This is a genomic window from Actinotalea endophytica (assembly GCF_025717005.1).
Taxonomy (GTDB): domain Bacteria; phylum Actinomycetota; class Actinomycetes; order Actinomycetales; family Cellulomonadaceae; genus Actinotalea.
In genome coordinates this window covers 578,126-596,002 of sequence record NZ_JAOVZU010000001.1, presented here as the reverse complement: position 1 = coordinate 596,002, position 17,877 = coordinate 578,126, and the positions used below count along the sequence as shown (strand labels likewise).

General features: G+C 71.8%; 15 protein-coding genes. 2 read left to right on the top strand and 13 right to left on the bottom strand.

Features of this window, described 5'->3' with window-relative positions; all coding sequences use genetic code 11:
• Nucleotides 1-7 precede the first annotated feature (7 nt).
• The 13 genes from mmsB to OEB99_RS02855 form a co-directional block, all read right to left on the bottom strand.
• On the bottom strand, nucleotides 8-1,189 hold the full coding sequence (mmsB, locus tag OEB99_RS02915) for a multiple monosaccharide ABC transporter permease (RefSeq protein ID WP_263508204.1): 1,182 nt from the start codon (nucleotides 1,187-1,189) through the stop codon (nucleotides 8-10).
• Complete coding sequence (gene mmsA, locus OEB99_RS02910) at nucleotides 1,186-2,727, bottom strand: multiple monosaccharide ABC transporter ATP-binding protein (protein WP_263508202.1); 1,542 nt, start codon at nucleotides 2,725-2,727, stop codon at nucleotides 1,186-1,188. Before mmsA ends, mmsB begins: the two co-directional genes overlap by 4 nt.
• A gap of 118 nt (nucleotides 2,728-2,845) precedes the next feature.
• Entirely contained in the window at nucleotides 2,846-4,021 is a 1,176-nt protein-coding gene (gene chvE / locus OEB99_RS02905) for a multiple monosaccharide ABC transporter substrate-binding protein (protein ID WP_263508200.1), read from the bottom strand.
• A gap of 104 nt (nucleotides 4,022-4,125) precedes the next feature.
• Complete coding sequence (locus tag OEB99_RS02900) at nucleotides 4,126-4,929, bottom strand: DeoR/GlpR family DNA-binding transcription regulator (RefSeq protein WP_263508198.1); 804 nt, start codon at nucleotides 4,927-4,929, stop codon at nucleotides 4,126-4,128.
• Nucleotides 4,930-5,184: 255 nt separating this feature from the next.
• The gene (gene araA / locus OEB99_RS02895; protein ID WP_263508197.1) at nucleotides 5,185-6,693 is read right to left on the bottom strand and encodes an L-arabinose isomerase; all 1,509 of its coding nucleotides are present in this window, start codon (nucleotides 6,691-6,693) and stop codon (nucleotides 5,185-5,187) included.
• Between the two features lie 98 nt (nucleotides 6,694-6,791).
• Complete coding sequence (locus tag OEB99_RS02890; RefSeq protein WP_411910644.1) at nucleotides 6,792-7,484, bottom strand: L-ribulose-5-phosphate 4-epimerase; 693 nt, start codon at nucleotides 7,482-7,484, stop codon at nucleotides 6,792-6,794.
• A gap of 16 nt (nucleotides 7,485-7,500) precedes the next feature.
• Nucleotides 7,501-9,102, bottom strand: coding sequence for a xylulokinase (locus OEB99_RS02885; RefSeq protein WP_263508196.1), 1,602 nt, complete (start codon nucleotides 9,100-9,102; stop codon nucleotides 7,501-7,503).
• Nucleotides 9,103-9,178: 76 nt separating this feature from the next.
• A complete protein-coding gene (locus tag OEB99_RS02880; RefSeq protein ID WP_263508195.1) occupies nucleotides 9,179-10,180 on the bottom strand; it encodes a LacI family DNA-binding transcriptional regulator in 1,002 nt (333 codons plus the stop codon).
• A 34-nt stretch (nucleotides 10,181-10,214) separates the two neighbouring features.
• Complete coding sequence (gene proC, locus OEB99_RS02875; RefSeq protein WP_263508194.1) at nucleotides 10,215-11,045, bottom strand: pyrroline-5-carboxylate reductase; 831 nt, start codon at nucleotides 11,043-11,045, stop codon at nucleotides 10,215-10,217.
• Complete coding sequence (locus tag OEB99_RS02870) at nucleotides 11,042-11,725, bottom strand: hypothetical protein (protein WP_263508193.1); 684 nt, start codon at nucleotides 11,723-11,725, stop codon at nucleotides 11,042-11,044. Before OEB99_RS02870 ends, proC begins: the two co-directional genes overlap by 4 nt.
• Nucleotides 11,726-11,863: 138 nt before the next feature.
• Nucleotides 11,864-13,516: an ABC transporter permease gene (locus OEB99_RS02865; protein ID WP_263508192.1), complete on the bottom strand. Its 1,653-nt coding sequence runs from the start codon at nucleotides 13,514-13,516 to the stop codon at nucleotides 11,864-11,866.
• On the bottom strand, nucleotides 13,516-14,433 hold the full coding sequence (locus tag OEB99_RS02860) for an ABC transporter ATP-binding protein (RefSeq protein ID WP_263508190.1): 918 nt from the start codon (nucleotides 14,431-14,433) through the stop codon (nucleotides 13,516-13,518). Before OEB99_RS02860 ends, OEB99_RS02865 begins: the two co-directional genes overlap by 1 nt.
• 66 nt (nucleotides 14,434-14,499) lie before the next feature.
• A complete protein-coding gene (locus tag OEB99_RS02855; protein ID WP_263508189.1) occupies nucleotides 14,500-15,165 on the bottom strand; it encodes a TetR/AcrR family transcriptional regulator in 666 nt (221 codons plus the stop codon).
• A 185-nt stretch (nucleotides 15,166-15,350) separates the two neighbouring features.
• On the opposite strand from OEB99_RS02855, the gene radA reads away from it, so the two are divergent.
• Both radA and disA read left to right on the top strand, forming a co-directional pair.
• Nucleotides 15,351-16,790, top strand: coding sequence for a DNA repair protein RadA (gene radA, locus OEB99_RS02850; RefSeq protein ID WP_263508188.1), 1,440 nt, complete (start codon nucleotides 15,351-15,353; stop codon nucleotides 16,788-16,790).
• A gap of 9 nt (nucleotides 16,791-16,799) precedes the next feature.
• A complete protein-coding gene (disA, locus tag OEB99_RS02845; RefSeq protein WP_263508187.1) occupies nucleotides 16,800-17,864 on the top strand; it encodes a DNA integrity scanning diadenylate cyclase DisA in 1,065 nt (354 codons plus the stop codon).
• The last annotated feature ends 13 nt before the right edge of the window (nucleotides 17,865-17,877 follow it).

Sequence of the window (17,877 nt, the reverse complement as noted above, 5' to 3'; positions counted from 1 at the left end):
GCGAGGTTCAGCGCACGGCGCCGGACCGCCGCTTGTTCCACACGTCGAAGGCGACCGCGAGCAGCAGCACGAGGCCCTTGACGACCTGCTGCGGCGACGTCTCCATGCCGAGCAGCTGCATGCCGTTGCTCATCACGGCCATGATCAGACCACCGACCATGGCGCCGGGCACGGTGCCGACGCCACCGGTCACGGCAGCACCACCGATGAAGCAGGCCGCGATCGCGTCGAGCTCGAACATGTTGCCCGCGCCCGGCTGGGCCGCGTTCGACCGCGCCGAGAAGACCAGACCGGCCACACCGGCCAGCACGCCCATGTTGAGCATGACGCCGAAGTTGATCCGGCGGACCTTGACGCCGGACAGCGCCGCCGCGGTCTTGTTGCCACCCAGGGCGTAGACGTGCCGGCCGAAGACGGACTTCTGCGTCACGAGGGTGTAGGCGATGATCAGGACCGCGAGGATGATCAGCACGACCGGCAGGCCGCGGTCGTGGGAGATCTGCCAGGCGAACCACATGATGATGGCACTGACCACGACCACCTGGAGGACCAACAGGGCCAGCGGCTGGACGGACTGGTTGTAGGCGAGGCGAGCCTTGCGCGCCCGCCACTGGCTCCACGCGTAGGCGACCGCCACGATGGCGAACACGACGAGCGTGAAGACGTCGTACCCGTTGCCGCCCAGGAGCCCGTTGGAGAAGCCGGACGCGATCAGGGTGTACGGCTTGTTGAACGGGCCGAGCGACAGGTTGTTGAGCACCAGACCGGTCAGGCCGCGGAACAGGAGCATGCCGGCCAGGGTCACGATGAACGCCGGGATCCCGACGTACGCGACCCAGAAGCCCTGCCAGGCCCCGATCAGTGCGCCCACGATGAGGCCCGCGATCATGCCGACCCACCAGGGCTGACCCTGGCGGACGACGAAGATCGCGCTCACCGCGCCGACCAGCGCCACGACCGAACCCACCGACAGGTCGATGTGGCCGGCGATGATCACCATCACCATGCCGATCGCCAGGATCAGGATGTAGGAGTACTGCAGCACCAGGTTGGTGAGGTTCTCCGGGCCGAGCGACAGTCCGTTCGTCCGCACGGCGAAGAACACGACGATCGCCACGAACGCGAGGTAGATGCCGCTTCGCTGGAGGTTCGTGGTGAAGAGTTCCTTGATGGAGGCCACGACGCTCATCGCACCTGCTCCTTCTCCTTGGTCATGAGCTCCATGAGCTTCTCCTGGGTTGCCTCGGCGACCGGGACCTGGCCGGTGATCCGGCCGAAGGCCAACGTGTAGATCCGGTCGCAGATGCCGAGCAGCTCGGGCAGCTCGGAGGAGATGACGATGACCGCCTTACCCTCCGCGACCAGCCGGTTGATGATGGTGTAGATCTCGTACTTCGCACCGACGTCGATGCCTCGGGTCGGCTCGTCGAGGATCAGCACGTCGGGGTCGGTGTAGATCCACTTCGACAGCACGACCTTCTGCTGGTTGCCGCCGGACAGCTTGCCGGCCGGCACCAGGACGTGCGGGGTCTTGATGTTGAGGCTGCTGCGGTACTCCTCGGCGACCTTGAGCTCCTCGTTGCCGTTGACCCAGCCGCGGCTGGACAGCTTGTGCAGACCCGCGGCCGAGATGTTCCGCTTGACGTCCTCGATGAGGTTGAGCCCGTAGGTCTTGCGGTCCTCGGTCGCGTACGCGATGCCGTTGGCGATGCAGTCCGCCACCGTGTGGGTCTTGACCTCCTCGCCGTTCTTGTACACGCGGCCGGAGATGTCGCGCCCGTACGAGTGGCCGAAGATGCTCATCGCGAGCTCGGTCCGCCCGGCCCCCATCAGGCCCGCGATGCCGACGACCTCGCCGGCGCGGACGTTGAAGCTGGCGTTGTCGACCATCACGCGACCGACCTGGGTCGGGTGGTGCACGGTCCAGTCCTCGACCCGGAGCACCTCCTCGCCGATCTGCGGCGTGCGCTCGGGGTAGCGGTGCTCGAGGTCGCGGCCGACCATGCCCTTGATGATCCGGTCCTGGGTGGAGCCCGGGTCGCGCATGTCGATCGTCTCGATCGTCCGGCCGTCACGGATGATCGTGGTGCTGTCCGCGATGTCGGCGATCTCGTTCAGCTTGTGCGAGATCATGATCGACGTGATGCCGTGCTCCTTGAGCTGGCGCAGCAGGCCGAGCAGGTGCGCGGAGTCCTGGTCGTTCAGCGCGGCGGTCGGCTCGTCCAGGATGAGGAGCTTGACCTCCTTGCTCAGCGCCTTCGCGATCTCGATGAGCTGCTGCTTGCCGACGCCGAGCAGACCGACCGGGGTCGTCGGGTTCTCGTGCAGGCCGACGCGCTCGAGCAGCTTCGCGGCCTCGACGTTGGTCTTGTTCCAGTCCACCAGGCCACCGCGGCCACGCCGCTCGTTGCCCAGGAAGATGTTCTCCGCGACCGACAGGAAGGGGATCAGCGCCAGCTCCTGGTGGATGATGACGATGCCCTTGGCCTCGGAGTCGTTGATCGAGTGGAACTTGGCGTGCTCGCCCTCGAAGACGATGTCGCCCTCGTAGGTCCCGAACGGGTAGACACCCGAGAGCACCTTCATCAGGGTCGACTTGCCCGCGCCGTTCTCGCCGCAGATCGCGTGGATCTCGCCGCGTTCGACCTCGAGCGTGACGTCCTGGAGCGCCTTGACGCCGGGGAAGGTCTTGGTGATGTCACGCATCTCCAAGATGTGATCAGTCATGGCTTCCTCGCCTCTCGTGGGGGCCGCGATCGGCCGGGCACCGGCCCGGGGGGCTCGTGCTCCCCCGGACCGGTGTCGCGGCGTGCCGGCCTGGGCCGGCCGATCAGCTCGACAGCACTCAGCCTGCGGCGATGCCGGAGGCCACCTCGTCGGCCGTCCAGTAGCCGGTGTCGACCAGCTGGGACTGGATGTTGTCGGCGTAGATGATCGTCGACTCGAGCAGGTACGACGGGACGACCTTGACGCCGTTGTCGTACGTCTCGGTGTCGTTCGCCTCGGGCGTCTCACCGTTCAGGTAGGCCTGGGCCACCGTCACAGCCTGGTCGGCGAGCAGACGGGTGTCCTTGAAGATCGTCGAGAACTGCACGTCGTCGGCGATGAACTTGACCGACTCGATCTCGGCGTCCTGACCGGTGACGACCGGGAAGCCCTCGGAGATGGTCGCCGGGTAGCCGGCGTTCTGCAGCGCGGTGATGATGCCGCGGGACAGACCGTCGTACGGCGACAGGACGCCCTGGACCTTCGAGCCGTCGGAGTAGGTCGAGGTCAGCAGGTCCTCCATGCGCTTCTGCGCGGTCTCCTGCTCCCACCGGAGGATGTTGACCTGCTCGATCTTGGTCTGACCGGACTTCACGACGAGCGTGCCGTCGTCGATCAGCGGCTGCAGGATCGACATCGCGCCGTTGAAGAAGAAGAACGCGTTGTTGTCGTCCAGCGAACCGGCGAACAGCTCGATGTTGAACGGGCCGGTCGCGTCACCCTCCGAGCCGTCCTCGTTGAGGATGCCCAGACCGACGAGCAGCGAGGTGGCCTGCTGCACGCCGACCTTGAAGTTGTCGAACGTGACGTAGAAGTCGACGTTCTCCGAGTCCCGGATCAGGCGGTCGTAGCTGATGATCGGGATGCCCTTGTCGGCTGCGGTCTGCAGCTGGCCGGACAGCGTGGTGCCGTCGATCGCCGCGATGATCAGGGCCTCCGCGCCCTTGGAGATCATGCCGTCGATCTGCTGCTGCTGGGTGGGGATGTCGTTGTTCGCGTACTGCAGGTCCACGGAGTAGCCGAGGTCCTCCAGACCGGACTTCACGGCGTTGCCGTCGGCGATCCACCGCGACGAGGTCTGGGTCGGCATCGCGACGCCGATCAGACCACCCTCCATGGAGCCGCTGTCGCTGCTGCTGCTGGTGTCGCTGCTCGACGTGTCGTCGGTCGCACCCGCGCCGCCGCCGCTGCACGCGGCAAGGCTCAGCGCGATGGTCACGCCCGCCGCCGCGGCGACGAACTTCTTCAGACTCATCTGTCTCCTCCTCGAGAACTGCTCTTCCTGAAGGTGGGCGGTCCCGCTCTTCCGGACCGGCCCGCTCCTGACCTGGTCGGACCGGTCAGGAAGTCGTGTGGTGGTCACCCGGCACGGATGACCTCCAGTCCTGCGCGACGCAGTCGCGCGATCTCGTCCGCGGCCGCGGACTCGCCGGTGACCAGCTGGTCCACCTCGTCCAGGGCGGCGACCCGACCGAGGTGCGCCTGCCCGAGCTTCGAGCCGTCGGCGACCACCACGGTGCGGTCGGCGATCGCGATCATCCGGCGCTTGAGCTCCGCCTCGGGCAGGTTGAGGTTCGTCACCCCGTGGTCGGCGTCGATGCCGTTGCAGCCGAGCACCGCGAGGTCCACCCGCAGGCGCTCGAGCAGCACGGTGGCCAGCGGGTCGACCAGCGAGTGCTGCAGCCGGCGCAGGGTGCCGCCGGTGACCACGACCGTGATCCGGCCGACGGCCTCCTCGAGCTCGAGCGCCACGGTGAGCCCGTTCGTGATGACGGTGACGTGGTCGAGGTCGGTGCGGGCCACCAGCGCGCGGGCCACCGCGGTCGTGGTGGTGCCGACGTCGAGCAGCACGCTCGAGCCGGGCTCGACCAGGCCGGCGACGTAGGCGCCGATCGCGGCCTTCTCCTCGGCGAGCTCGCTCGACACCTGCTCGAACGAACGCTCGGCCGCGACCAGGCGGGTGGGGGCGAGCACGCCGCCGCGCACCCGCCGCACACCGTGGCTGGTCTCCAGGGCGGCGAGGTCGCCGCGCACCGTGACCTCGGAGATCCCGAAGGCGTCCGCGAGGTCGGCGACCCGCACGAACTGGCGCTCCGCGATCAGCGCGAGCATCCGCTCGCGCCGCACCGCGACGGGCAGCGCCTCGATCTCCTCATTGAGCACGGTGCTCACTCTTGCGGCCCTCTCCACTGTCCGTCAACTTCTTGAACGCAACTTCTGATTGCGAAACCATAACGACGATGTCACGACTTGAAACACCCGGGTCGAACGGCCCGGAATGGCCCCCCACCTGCAACGATGCATAGCGGATCGCCTCAGTGGCCCGATCGGGGCTTCCTGAGGGTGATGACGATGTTCACGCTCACACCGAAAGTGAGCGAAAGCCCCCGCGGGGTCGGGCCCCGCGGGGGCTTTCGGTCAGAATCCCTGGGCCAGTCGGTAGTACGCCTGGTTCGCGCGGACCTGGTCGCGGAAGCCGCGCCGGGTGGTGTGCTCGTCGATCACGAGCAGCTCGGTGCGGGCCAGGTCGGCGAAGATCTCGAACGCGTCGACTCCCACCGCGGTCGAGAGCACCGTGTGGTGCGCCGCGCCCGCGGTCAGCCACGCCTCCGCCGACGTCGTGAAGTCGGGCTGCGGCCGCCACACCGCGCGGGCCACCGGCAGGTGCGGCAGCGGCGCGGGCGGAGCGATGACGTCGACCACGTTCGCGGTGAGCCGGAACCGGTCGCGCATGTCCGACATCGCCACCACGACGCCCGGGCCCGGGTCGGTGTCGAAGACCATCCGGACCGGGTCCTCCTTGCCACCGATGCCCAGCGGGTGGATCTCCACGGTCGGCTTGGCGGTGGTCAGCGACGGGCAGATCTCGAGCATGTGCGCACCGAGGATCAGCTCCTGGCCCGGCGTGAGGTCGTAGGTGTAGTCCTCCATCAGGCTCGCGCCGCCGGGCAGACCCTCGCCCATCACCTTGGCCGCGCGCACCAGCACCGAGGTCTTCCAGTCACCCTCGGCACCGAAGCCGTAGCCCTTGCCCATCAGCCGCTGCACGGCCATGCCGGGCAGCTGGCGCAGCGCGCCGAGGTCCTCGAACGTCGTGGTGAACGCGGTCGCGCCCTTCTCGGTCAGGAACCGCTCGAGCGCGACCTCCTGCGCGGCGGCGTACCGCAGCGACTCGTGCCGCTCACCGCCGGCCCGGAGCTCGGGCACCACGTCGTACAGGTCCTCGTACTCGGCGACCAGCACGTCGATCTCGCTCGGGGCGACCGCGGCGACCGCGTCGGCGAGCTCGTTGACGCCCCAGGTGTTGACCGCGACCCCGAAGGTGATCTCGGCCTCGGTCTTGTCGCCCTCGGTGACCGCGACGTAGCGCATGTTGTCGCCGAACCGGACCAGGCGCAGGTCGTGCGTGGCAGCCCAGCCGGCCGCCGCACGCACCCAGGTGCCGACCCGTGCCGTGACCGCAGGGTTGCTCACGTGCCCCGCGACCGTGGTCCGCGCGACGCCCATCCTGGACTGGATGTACCCGTGCTCGCGGTCGCCGTGCGCGGCCTGGTTGAGGTTCATGAAGTCGAAGTCGATCGTGCTCCAGGGCAGCTCGACGTTCGCCTGGGTGTGCAGGTGCAGGAGCGGCTTGCGCAGCTCGTTCAGACCGGCGATCCACATCTTCGACGGGCTGAACGTGTGCATCCAGGTGATCACACCGAGCACCCGGTCGTCCGAGGACGCGTCGATCATCGCGCGGCGGATCGACTCGGTGTCCTTGAGCACCGGCTTCCACACGACGCTCACGGGCACGTCGGGCGAGGCGTCCAGCGCCCGCGCGACCTCCTGGGACTGCTCGGCGACCTGGCGCAGGGTCTCCTCGCCGTAGAGCGTCTGGCTCCCGGTCAGGAACCAGACCTCGCGGTCGGCGTACGGCTTGGTCATGCTGATCTCTCCTCGGTGCGTGCCGGCCCGATGCTCGTCCGGGTCGGCTGACTGCTGGTTCTGGCCGGCTCAGCGCCTGCTGCTGCTCAGTGCCGGCCCTAGTGCTGGCCGTAGACGTTCTGGTAGCGCGCGTAGAGCGAGTCGATGTGGTGCTGCGCGATCGGGATCGGCTCGCCGAGCTGGCGCGCGATGTGCACGGTCCGCGCGACCTCCTCGACCATCGCCGCGGTCTTGACCGCGGCCTTGCCGTCCTTGCCGATCGTGAACGGGCCGTGGTTCTGCATCAGCACGGCGGGGCTGCGCGACTCGCGCAGGGTCTCGACGATGCCGCGCCCGATCGAGTCGTCGCCGATCAGGGCGAACGGGCCGATCGGGATGTCGCCGCCGAACTCGTCGCCCATCATGGTGAGCACGCACGGCACCGGCTCGCCACGCGCGGCCCAGGCGGTCGCGTACGTCGAGTGGGTGTGCACGACGCCGTAGACCTCGGGCATGTGCCGGTAGACGTACGCGTGCGCGGCGGTGTCGGAGGACGGGGAGCGGGTGCCGTCCACGAGCTCGCCGTCCAGGTCGCAGACCACCATCGACTCGGGCGTGAGCTCGTCGTAGGAGACCCCGGACGGCTTGATGACGAGCAGGTCGGCGGTCGTCAGCCGCTGCGACACGTTGCCCGCGGTCCACACCACCAGCCCCCAGCGCGGCAGCTCGGCGTGCAGGTCGCACACCACCTGCCGCAGCCTCGCGACCTCCTCGCGCACCTCGGCCGGGTAGTCGGCCAGCCCCTTCACCACGTCGCTCCTCCTCGTCTCAGATCGCGTCCGCCGCGGCCGCCTCGATCGCCAGCCCGGCGCTGTAGCGCTCGAGGAAGGCGGCGAAGCCGGCGACGTCGTCGGCGTCGGGCTCGACGACCACGGAGCCCGCGTCGCCGAAGATCGTGCCGGTCAGGAACGTGCCGAGATCCTGCTCGCCGGCCACGGCCAGGTAGGCGGCCAGGACCGCGATGCCCCACGCGCCGCCCTCGCCCGCGCTCTCCCCGACCGCCACGGACGTGCCGAGCGCCGCGGCGAGGAGCCGCTGCGCCACGCCCTCGGTCTTGAACAGGCCGCCGTGCGCGAACATCGCGTCCAGCTCGACACCCTCGTCGTCGAGCACGCGCATGCCCAGCGCGAGCGTCCCGAAGACGCCGTAGACCTGGGCACGCATGAGGTTGGCCAGCGTCATCCGGCTGCCCGGCGTGCGGACCACGAGCGGGCGCCCCTCGGTCAGCCCGGTCACGGGCTCACCGGCCAGGTAGTTGTAGGCGAGCATGCCGCCGCCGTCGGCCTCGCCCGCGAGCGCCTCGCGGAGCAAGGCGCCGAACACCGCGTCGGGGGTCGACGGGTGGCCGAGCGCAGCCGCGAACTGGCCGAAGACCTCGGCCCAGGCGCCGAGCTCGCTCGCCCCGTTGTTGCAGTGCACCATCGCGACCAGGTCGCCGCCGGGCGTGGTCACCAGGTCGATCTCGGTGTGCACGCGGGTCAGCGGGCGCTCCAGCACGATCATCGCGAAGATCGAGGTCCCGACGCTGATGTTGCCGGTCCGCGGAGCGACCGCGTTGGTCGCGACCATCCCGGTGCCCGCATCACCCTCGGGCGGGCACAACGGCACGCCCCCCTCGAGCGCACCGCTCGGGTCGAGCAGGGCCGCGCCGTCGGCGGTCAGCCGACCTGCGTCCTGACCGGCGACCAGGACCCGCGGCAGCAGGTCCGCGAGGGCCGGGCCGTTCCAGCGGCCGGCGACGTGCGAGTCGTAGCGCGCGACCAGTGCGGCGTCGTAGTCGTGGGTCGCGGGGTCGATCGGGAACATGCCGGAGGCGTCGCCGACGCCGACCACCTTCTCGCCGGTCAGCCTCCAGTGCACGTACCCGGCGAGCGTGGTGAGGAACGAGACCTGCGGCACGTGCGGCTCGGCGTCCAGGATCGCCTGGTACAGGTGCGCGATCGACCAGCGCAGCGGGATGTTGTACCCGAGCAGCTCGGTGAGCTCGGTCGCCGCGCGCTCGGTGGTCGTGTTGCGCCAGGTCCGGAACGGGGCGAGGAGCTCACCGTCGGCGTCGAACGCAAGGTAGCCGTGCATCATCGCCGAGACGCCGATCGCGGCGAAGCTCGTCGGGCGCACGCCGTAGCGCGCCTCGACGTCGTCGACCAGTGCCGCGTAGGCCGCCCGAAGCCCGGTCCACACCGCGTCGAGCGAGTAGGTCCACATCCGGTCGACGAACTGGTTCTCCCAGTCGTGGCCGCCGCTCGCCAGCGGGACGCCGGCCGGGGTGACGAGGACGGCCTTGATCCGGGTCGAGCCGAGCTCGATGCCCAGCACCGCCCGGCCGTCGGAGATCGTCGCGTGCGCGTCGGTGCCGTCGTGGGTGGTCATGCACTGCTCCATTCGCGTCGTTGCGAAGCTCGTCCAGGGGTTCTGGTCGAGAATGTTAGCGTTCACATTGCGGTTGTCAAGCCCTCTGCGGGGCGCGCGGCGGGGCCGTGCTGCGCCGCACGACGAGGCTCGGCCCGATGGACTGCGGATCCACCTGCTCACCGGCGAGCAAGGCACGCAGCTGACGCAGGCACGCCCGGCCGAGCGTGTCGAACTCCTGCCGGACCGTGGTCAGCGGCGGTGAGAAGTGCGCCGCACCGGCGATGTCGTCGAAGCCGACCACCGACAGGTCCTCCGGGACCCGCACCCCCGCCTCGGTGCAGGCGTGCACGACACCGAGCGCGAGCTGGTCGTTCCCGGTGAACAGCGCGGTCGGCCGCTCGGGGTCCGCCACGAGCTCGCGACCCACGCGGTAGCCGCAGTCCGCGCTCCAGTCGCACATCATCGGCTCCGCGGGCGACAGCCCGGCGTCGGCCATCTCGTCCCGCCAGCCGCGCAGACGTTCGCGCCCGTCGACCCAGTCCTGCGGGCCGGCGAGGTGACCGATCCGGGTGTGCCCGAGGTCGAGCAGGTGCCGGGTCGCCAGCCGCGCGCCGGTGTAGTGGTCGACCGCGACGGTGTGGACCGTGCCCGCGGGCAGGTCGCTCGGACCGACGGCGACCACCGGGACGGGTGCGTCGAAGGTGCGTGCCGCCTCGATCGCGTCGTCGCCGGCAGCGATCACGACCACACCGTCCACGCCCTGGGCCATGAAGTGCTCCAGCGTGTGGCGCATCGCCTCGCCGCTGAAGTCCGTGACGCTCGCCACGGACACGAACAGGCCGTGCTCGCGCGCCGCGTGCTCGACGGCGATCAGGGTGCTGATCGGACCGAACAGGTCCGACGCGCTGGTGATCACGCCGATCGTGTCGGACCTGCGGGTGACCAGGGTCCGGGCCGCGACGTTGCGCCGGTAGCCCAGCGTGGCGATCGCCTCGAGCACGCGCTCCCGGGTCTCCGGCCGCACGCTCGGGTGCTCGTTGAGCACCCGGGACACGGTCTGGTGGGACACGCCCGCGAGAGCCGCGACATCGCTCATCGCCGGCGGCCGGGCTCCGTTCACGTCGTCCCCCTCAGTCCCGGCCCGACGACGCGGGCGGTGCCCCGAGCTCGCGGCTGCGGTCCCGTGCCGCCTCGGCCGCGGCGATCACCGCGGCACGCACGCCGTGGGCGTCGAGCGCCCGCAGGCCGGCCACGGTCGTCCCGCCCGGCGAGGAGACCCGCTCCCGGAGCACCACCGGGTGCTCACCGGTCTGCTCGAGCAGCTCGGCCGCTCCGAGGAACGTGGCCCTGGCCAGGTCCATCGCCTGCGCACGGGTGAGTCCGAGCAGCACGCCCGCCTCCGCGAGCGCGTCGACCAGGTAGAACACGTACGCCGGGCCGGACCCGGAGATCGCGGTCACCGCGTCCATGTCGGCCTCGCCGACCCGGACCACCAGGCCGGTCGGCGCCAGCAGCTGCTGCACGGTGTCCAGGTGCGCGGTGGTGGCGTAGGCGCCGGGGCAGATCGCGGCCGCACCCTTGCCGACCACGGCAGGTGTGTTCGGCATGACCCGGACCACCGCGGTGCCCTCCGGCAGCGGCGCGGCCAGCGTCGCGGTGGACAACCCCGCGGCCACGCTCACCACGAGCGCCCCCGGGCGCAGCGCCGGCGCGATCGAGGCAAGCACCGCCGGCACGTCCTTCGGCTTGAGCGCCACGACCAGCACGTCGCTCGCGGCCGCCACCTCGGCCGGCGTGGCGTCCGCGCGCACGCCGTGCTTCGCGGCGACCGCGGCGGCCCGCTCGGGGTTCGCCTCGGACACCAGCACCCGGTCGGCCGGGACGACGCGCAGCACCGCCGCGAGCAGCGCCTCGCCCATCACGCCGGCGCCGAGCAGCCCGACGGCCTCGGAGCCGCTCACAGCGGGAAGGCCTCGTACACGTCACGCACGGCGGCGAGCGGACCCGACGCGGTGAGGACCACCGTGCCGTTGGACCAGACCGCGAGCGCGGTCCCGTCGGCGTGCGACGCGATCGTGTAGCTGCCGACCTCCTGGCCGTCGACCAGCACGGCACCCTCCTCGACGGCGCTCGGCGCCGCCGAGGTCGTCTCGTCGGCCATCGCGGACGTGTCCTCGGTCTCCGTGGACGGCTCCGCCGTCGCGCTGGGCACCGCGGCGTCCGCGGACGCCGCGTCGGCGAGCCGGCCGTAGACGGCGTCGGCCTCCTCCGCGGTCTCCCACTGCCCGGCGAGCACCGAGACCTCCTGGCTGCCGTCGGAGTAGTCCATCCAGTACGCCTCGAGCGCACCGTCGCCGACCAGCTCGGGGGCGTCCCCGGTGTCGGCCAGCGCGAACGCGAGCACCTCCGACGGCAAGGCGTCGTAGAACTCCGTCCCGGGCTCGCGGTCGATCGCGGTCACGGTCGGCGTCGGCACCGGGAGGGTGACCACCTCGGCCTCGGGCGGGACCGGCCCGCCCCCGCGGTTGACCATCAGCAGCGCGCCGGTCGCGGCCACGCCGACGAGGAGCACCCCGGAGACGATCCACACCCAGACGGGCAGCCTGCGCGAGGGCTTGGCGCGTGCGTGGCTCTCAGTCATACCTGCGTCTTTCCTCGGCTCCGGGCCGCGGTCCCCGCCGGGCCCCCGGTCAGCGTAGGCCCTGCGCCGAGGTGCAGGCTGCAGGCCCGGGCCGGGCGCCCGACCCTCGGGACGGGGCGCCCGGCCCGGTTCACGCCGTCAGGCCTCGAGGTCGCGCCGCCGGTAGGCCGCCACGCCTGCCCCGATCAGTCCCAGCCCGAGCACGGTGAGGATCACCAGCGCCGGCACGTTCAGGTCGCCGCCGGGCAGCCGAGGCGTGTGGGCGAACGGCGACAGGTCCATCACCCACTGCGGGAGCTCGAGCAGCGCGCCGATCTCACCCAGCAGGAAGAACGCGACGAACAGCCCCCAGGACAGGCCCACCGCGAACCGGGGCACGAGGCCGATCGCGAGGATCGTCAGGCCGACCATCACCAGGATCGCCGGAAGCTGCACGGCTGCGGCGCTCGCCGACTTCGACCACCACGCGCTGTCGCCGAGCGAGCGCGAGATCGAGAAGCCGGTCAGCGTCCCGGTGACGACGAGGAGCGTGACGACCCCGCCGATCGACGCGATCAGGTGCGACGCGGCCCACCGCGGCCGGGTCAACGGCGTCGCGAGCAGGTTCTCGGACCGACCGGTGGCCTCCTCGCTGCGCAACCGCAGCAGGGCCGCGATCGCGTAGGCGCCGAAGAACGTCCCGATGAACGACCACTCGACCGCCACGAACGTGTCCTCGAGCCCCTGCTGGCCGCCGAGCGCCGCGAGCATGTCCTGCATGCCCTCGTCGACGAATCCGCCGAGGTTGGCCACCAGCCCGCCGAGCACCATCGAGAGCAGCGCAGCGCCGAGCACCCAGCCCGCCAGCAGCCCGCGGTGCAGCCGCCACGCCAGGCCGAGCCCGCCGGACAGGGACCGCGGCGCGCTCGCGGCTCCCGCGCGGTCCGGCAGCAGACCGGCCCCGAGGTCGCGCCGGTCGACCAGCGCGAACGCGATCGCGGACACCAGCAGGAAGAACGCGAGCCCGAGCACGCCGACCGACCAGCGCGGGTCGGCGAACGCGTGCACCTCCTGCGCCCAGCCCACCGGAGACATCCAGCGCAGGCCGACGAGCTCGCCGTCGGCCGAGCCGTCGGCCACGGCCCGGATCAGGTAGGCCAGCCCCAGCAGGCCGCCGGCCAGTCCCTTCGCGCCCCGCGACGTCGTGGCGACCTGTGCGGTGACCGCGCCGATCGCCGTGAACGCGAGGCCCGTGACGAGCCAGGCGAGGGCGAAGGACAGCGAGCCCACCACGTCCAGGCCGGCGCCGACCAGGCTCACCGCGGTGACCAGGCCGAGCACGACCAGCACGATCGTGGTCCAGGTCAGCGCCGCGGCCAGGGGCGCCCAGCGCCCGACCACCCCGGCCCCGACGAGCTCGGTGCGTCCGTCCTCCTCCTCGCCGCGGGTGTGCCGGGCGACGAGGAACAGGCCGAGCAGACCGACCATCGCCGCGCCGAAGGCGTACATCTTGAACAGGGAGACCTGACCCATCGAGGTCGGGTCGAGGATCGGCCCGTAGAACGCGGCAGAGGAGGCGCTGCTGTTGAGCGTGTCGGCGATCTGGACCCTGCTGGCCTCGGTCGGGTAGATGCCGATCGTGGCCGCCGCAGAACCTGCCGCTGAGAAGGCAAATACCGCGATCCACACAGGAGCGAGTACGCGGTCACGTCGCAGGGCGAGCCGGACCAGAGGACCGGTTCCCGTGAATCGGGCGAGGGCGGTGGCCGCGGGCGCCTGGGTGCGACGGCCGGCCATCGTCGTGGCGGCCATCACTGCACACCCGCACCGGCGAGGTCGTCGCTGTAGTGGCGCAGGAAGAGCTCTTCGAGCGTGGGCGGCGCACTGGTCAGCGCCCGCACGCCGGCGCCCTGGAGCACAGTGAGCAAGCTCTCCAGGGCTGGAGCGTCGACCTCACAGGCCAAGCGAGCACCGTCACCGTGCGGCTCGACCCGGACGTCGTACACACCCGGGAGGGCGTCGAGGCCGTCCGGGGCGCGGAGCACGTCCACGGTCACGGCGGTCCGGGTGAGGTGCCGCAGCTGCTCGAGCGTGCCGGTCTCGACCACCCGGCCGTGCCGGATGATGCTCACCCGGTCCGAGAGCGCCTCGGCCTCGGACAGGATGTGGCTGGAGAGCAGCACCGTGGCGCCGCCCGCGGCGAGCTCACGCACGACGGCGCGGAACTCGGCCTCCATCAGCGGGTCGAGGCCCGAGGTCGGCTCGTCGAGCAGGAGCAGCTCGACGTCCGAGGCCAGCGCCGCGACGAGCGCGACCTTCTGCCGGTTGCCCTTGGAGTACGCGCGGCCCTTCTTGCTCGGGTCGAGGTCGAAGCGCTCGAGCAGCGCCGCGCGGCGCGCGGGGTCCAGGCCGCCACGCAACCGGCCGAGCAGGTCGATCACCTCGCCGCCGGTCAGGTTCGGCCACAGCGCCACGTCACCGGGCACGTAGGCGAGCCGGCGGTGCAGGGTCGCCACGTCGCGCCAGGGGTCGCCGCCCAGCAGGGTGGCGGAGCCCGAGTCGGCGCGCAGGAGGCCGAGCAGGATGCGCAGGGTCGTGGTCTTGCCGGCCCCGTTGGGGCCGAGGAAGCCGTGCACCTCGCCGGCCTCGACGGTCAGGTCGAGGTGGTCCAGCGCGGTCACGCTGCCGAAGGTCTTGGTCAGGTCCGTGATCTCGATGACAGGGGTCATGGGTGTCTCTTCTCGGGACGTCGGCGTCGGGCCGACGGGTCGTCGGGGTCGGGGTCGGACGCGGCCTCAGGAGGCTGCGGTCTCGTCCCGGGCCGGCGGGTCGGACACGTAGGAGAGGTAGGCGTCGAGCATCCGCCGGTCGGTCAGCACGCCCTCGGTGAACGCCTCCAGCGCGGGCAGGCTGATCTCGGCGGTGTAGCGCTGCAGCCACGCGGCGAGGTCGTCGGGCGGCGGGTCCTCGAGCGCGAGGGCGAGCAGCATCGCACCCATCCCGGACAGGGTCAGCCACCGGATCCGGGCCTTCTCGTCCCGGCTGGGCCGCAGGGTCCCTGCGGCGACACCCTCGGCGACGTACTGCTCGGCGTCGGACACGAAGTGCTCGAAGGCCTCGCGGCCACGGGGGCCGCCGCTCTGCATCGCGCGCATCAGGTACCCGGCGACCGGGGCGTACTCGGCCACCGACGCGAGCTGGACCAGGAGCTGGTCGGGCCCGGTCGGACCGAGCGCGACCCGCTTGACCTCCCGGATCACCGCGAACGCGTGGTCGTCGCACGCGTCCCGCAGACCGTCCTTGGACCCGAAGTGGTGGAGGACGAGCGCGGGGCTCACGCCGGCGTCGGTGGCGATCGCGCGGATCCCGACGCCGAGACCGTCGGCGGCGAACCGGCGCAGGGCCGCGTCCCGGATCCGGGAGCGGGCCGTCGCGTCGTCACGGGACTCGACTGAACGCATGTTCAGGATCCTAAACGCGCGTTCAGCCGGAGGCAAGGACGTTCCTGCGCGCCGGGTCGTCGGCCACCCCACCGCACACCGGCCGACCACGGGGCGACCGCCCGGCCGACCACCGGCCGACCCACGGCCGACCACTCGTCCGGCGGTTCCGCGGCGGCGTCGGTCCCGGGCGCTACCGTGCCGGGGTGACCAGCACCACCTCACGCACCAGGTCCCGGGCCGCACGGCCCGGCTTCACCTGCACCGAGTGCGGCTGGACCACCGCGAAGTGGGTCGGCCGCTGCGGCGAGTGCCAGACCTGGGGCTCGGTGGTCGAGGACGCCGCACCGACCGGGCCGCGCACCACCCCGACCTCCCCCGGCGCACGCGCAGCGCGGCCGATCGGCGAGATCGACGTCGAGACCGCGCGGGCCCGGCCCACCGGTGTGGGCGAGCTCGACCGCGTGCTCGGCGGGGGCCTGGTCCCCGGTGCCGTCGTGCTGCTCGCCGGCGAGCCCGGCGTGGGCAAGTCGACGCTGCTGCTCGACGTCGCCGGTCGGCTCGGTCGCGAGCCCGGCGCACGCGTCCTCTACCTGACCGGAGAGGAGTCCGCGGGCCAGGTGCGGCTGCGGGCCGAGCGGATCGGCGCGGTGTCGCCCGGCCTGCTCCTGGCCGCAGAGACCGATCTCGGCACCGTGCTCGGCCATGTCGAGCAGGCCGAGCCGACCGTGCTCGTGCTCGACTCCGTGCAGACCGTGACCTCCACCCAGGTCGAGGGGTCGCCCGGCGGCGTGTCCCAGGTGCGCGAGGTCGCCGCCGCCCTCATCGCCGTGGCCAAGCAGCGCGCGATCCCGGCGCTGCTCGTCGGCCACGTCACCAAGGACGGCGCGGTCGCCGGACCCCGGACCCTCGAGCACCTGGTCGACGTGGTCTGCCAGTTCGACGGCGACCGGCACACCCGGCTGCGGCTGCTGCGCGCGACCAAGAACCGGTTCGGCCCCACCGACGAGGTCGGCTGCTTCGACCTCAACGACACCGGGATCGTCGAGCTGGCCGACCCGAGCGGGCTGTTCGTCTCGCGCGGCGACCACCAGGTGCCCGGCACCTGCGTGACGGTGACCCTCGAGGGCCGACGCCCGCTCGCGACCGAGGTGCAGGCGCTCGTCGTCCCGACCGCCCTGTCCAACCCGCGACGCACCACGAGCGGCGTCGACGGCTCCCGGGTCGCGATGGTGCTCGCCGTCGAGCAGCGGCGCGCCGGCCTGCCGCTCGGCGACCGCGACGTCTACGTCTCCACGGTGGGCGGCGCGCGGGTCGCCGAACCCGCCGCCGACCTCGCGATCGCCCTCGCGGTGGCCAGCGCCGCGACCGACCGGCGGGTCGCACCGGACCTGGTCGCGTTCGGCGAGGTCGGTCTCGCGGGTGAGATCCGCACCGTCCTGGGCCTCGGGCGCCGGCTCGCCGAGGCAGCCCGCCTCGGCTTCCGTCGGGCCGTGGTGCCGGCCGGGACCGCGGCGTCCGACCGGGTCCCGGAGGGCATGCACCTGCTCGAGGCGCACCACCTCTCCGAGGCGGTCTCCCTCGCACTCGCCGGGCGCGGAACCTCACCCGCTCGCGAGCCGGGCCCGGAGCCACCGAACGACTAGGATCCGCACGTGACTCCCGCCGACGACCTGCTGCGGTCGACGCTCGCCGCTGCCGCTCCCGGCACCGAGCTGCGCGACGGGCTCGAGCGGATCCTCCGCGGACGCACCGGCGCGCTGATCGTGCTCGGCTTCGACGACACCGTCGAGGCGATGTGCTCCGGCGGCTTCGTGCTCGACGTGGAGTTCTCCGCGACCAGGCTGCGCGAGCTCGCCAAGATGGACGGCGCCGTCGTGGTGGACGGCCACCGGATCGTGCGGGCCGCCGTGCAGCTCCTGCCGGACCCGACCATCGAGACCACCGAGTCCGGTACCCGGCACCGCACCGCCGAGCGGGTGGCCAAGCAGTCCGGCTTCGCCGTGGTCTCGGTGAGCCAGTCGATGCAGATCATCGCGATCTACGCGGGTGGCTCGCGGCACGTGCTCGAGGGCTCCGACGTCATCCAGTCCCGCGCCAACCAGGCGCTGGCCACGCTCGAGCGCTACAAGGCCCGGCTCGACGAGGTCAGCGGCACGCTGTCCGCGCTCGAGATCGAGGACCTCGTCACGGTGCGCGACGTCGCCTCGGTGGTCCAGCGTCTGGAGATGGTCCGCCGGATCTCCGAGGAGATCGCCGGCTACGTGGTCGAGCTCGGCACCGACGGCCGCCTGATGGCCCTGCAGCTCGACGAGCTGGTCGGCGGGGTGTCGACGGACCGCCAGCTCGTGATCCGCGACTACCTGGACACGCCCAGCCCCGAGCGCATGGCCGAGGTCCAGGAGGCGCTCGCCGGGATGGACGCCAACGAGCTGCTCGAGCTCAGCCAGATCGCCCGCGTGCTCGGCCTCGCCGTGATCGACGACTCGCTCGACGGGGCGGTCGGACCGCGCGGGACGCGCCTGCTGTCGAAGGTCCCGCGGATCCCGCCGAGCATCGTGGAGCGCCTGGTCGCGCACTTCGGCGGCCTGCAGCGCCTGCTCGCTGCCGGCGTCGAGGAGCTGATGACCGTGGACGGGGTCGGCGAGCAGCGCGCCCGCACGGTGCGTGAGGGCCTGTCCCGCCTGGCCGAGTCCTCGATCCTCGAACGCTACGTCTGAGGCGTCCGGCCAA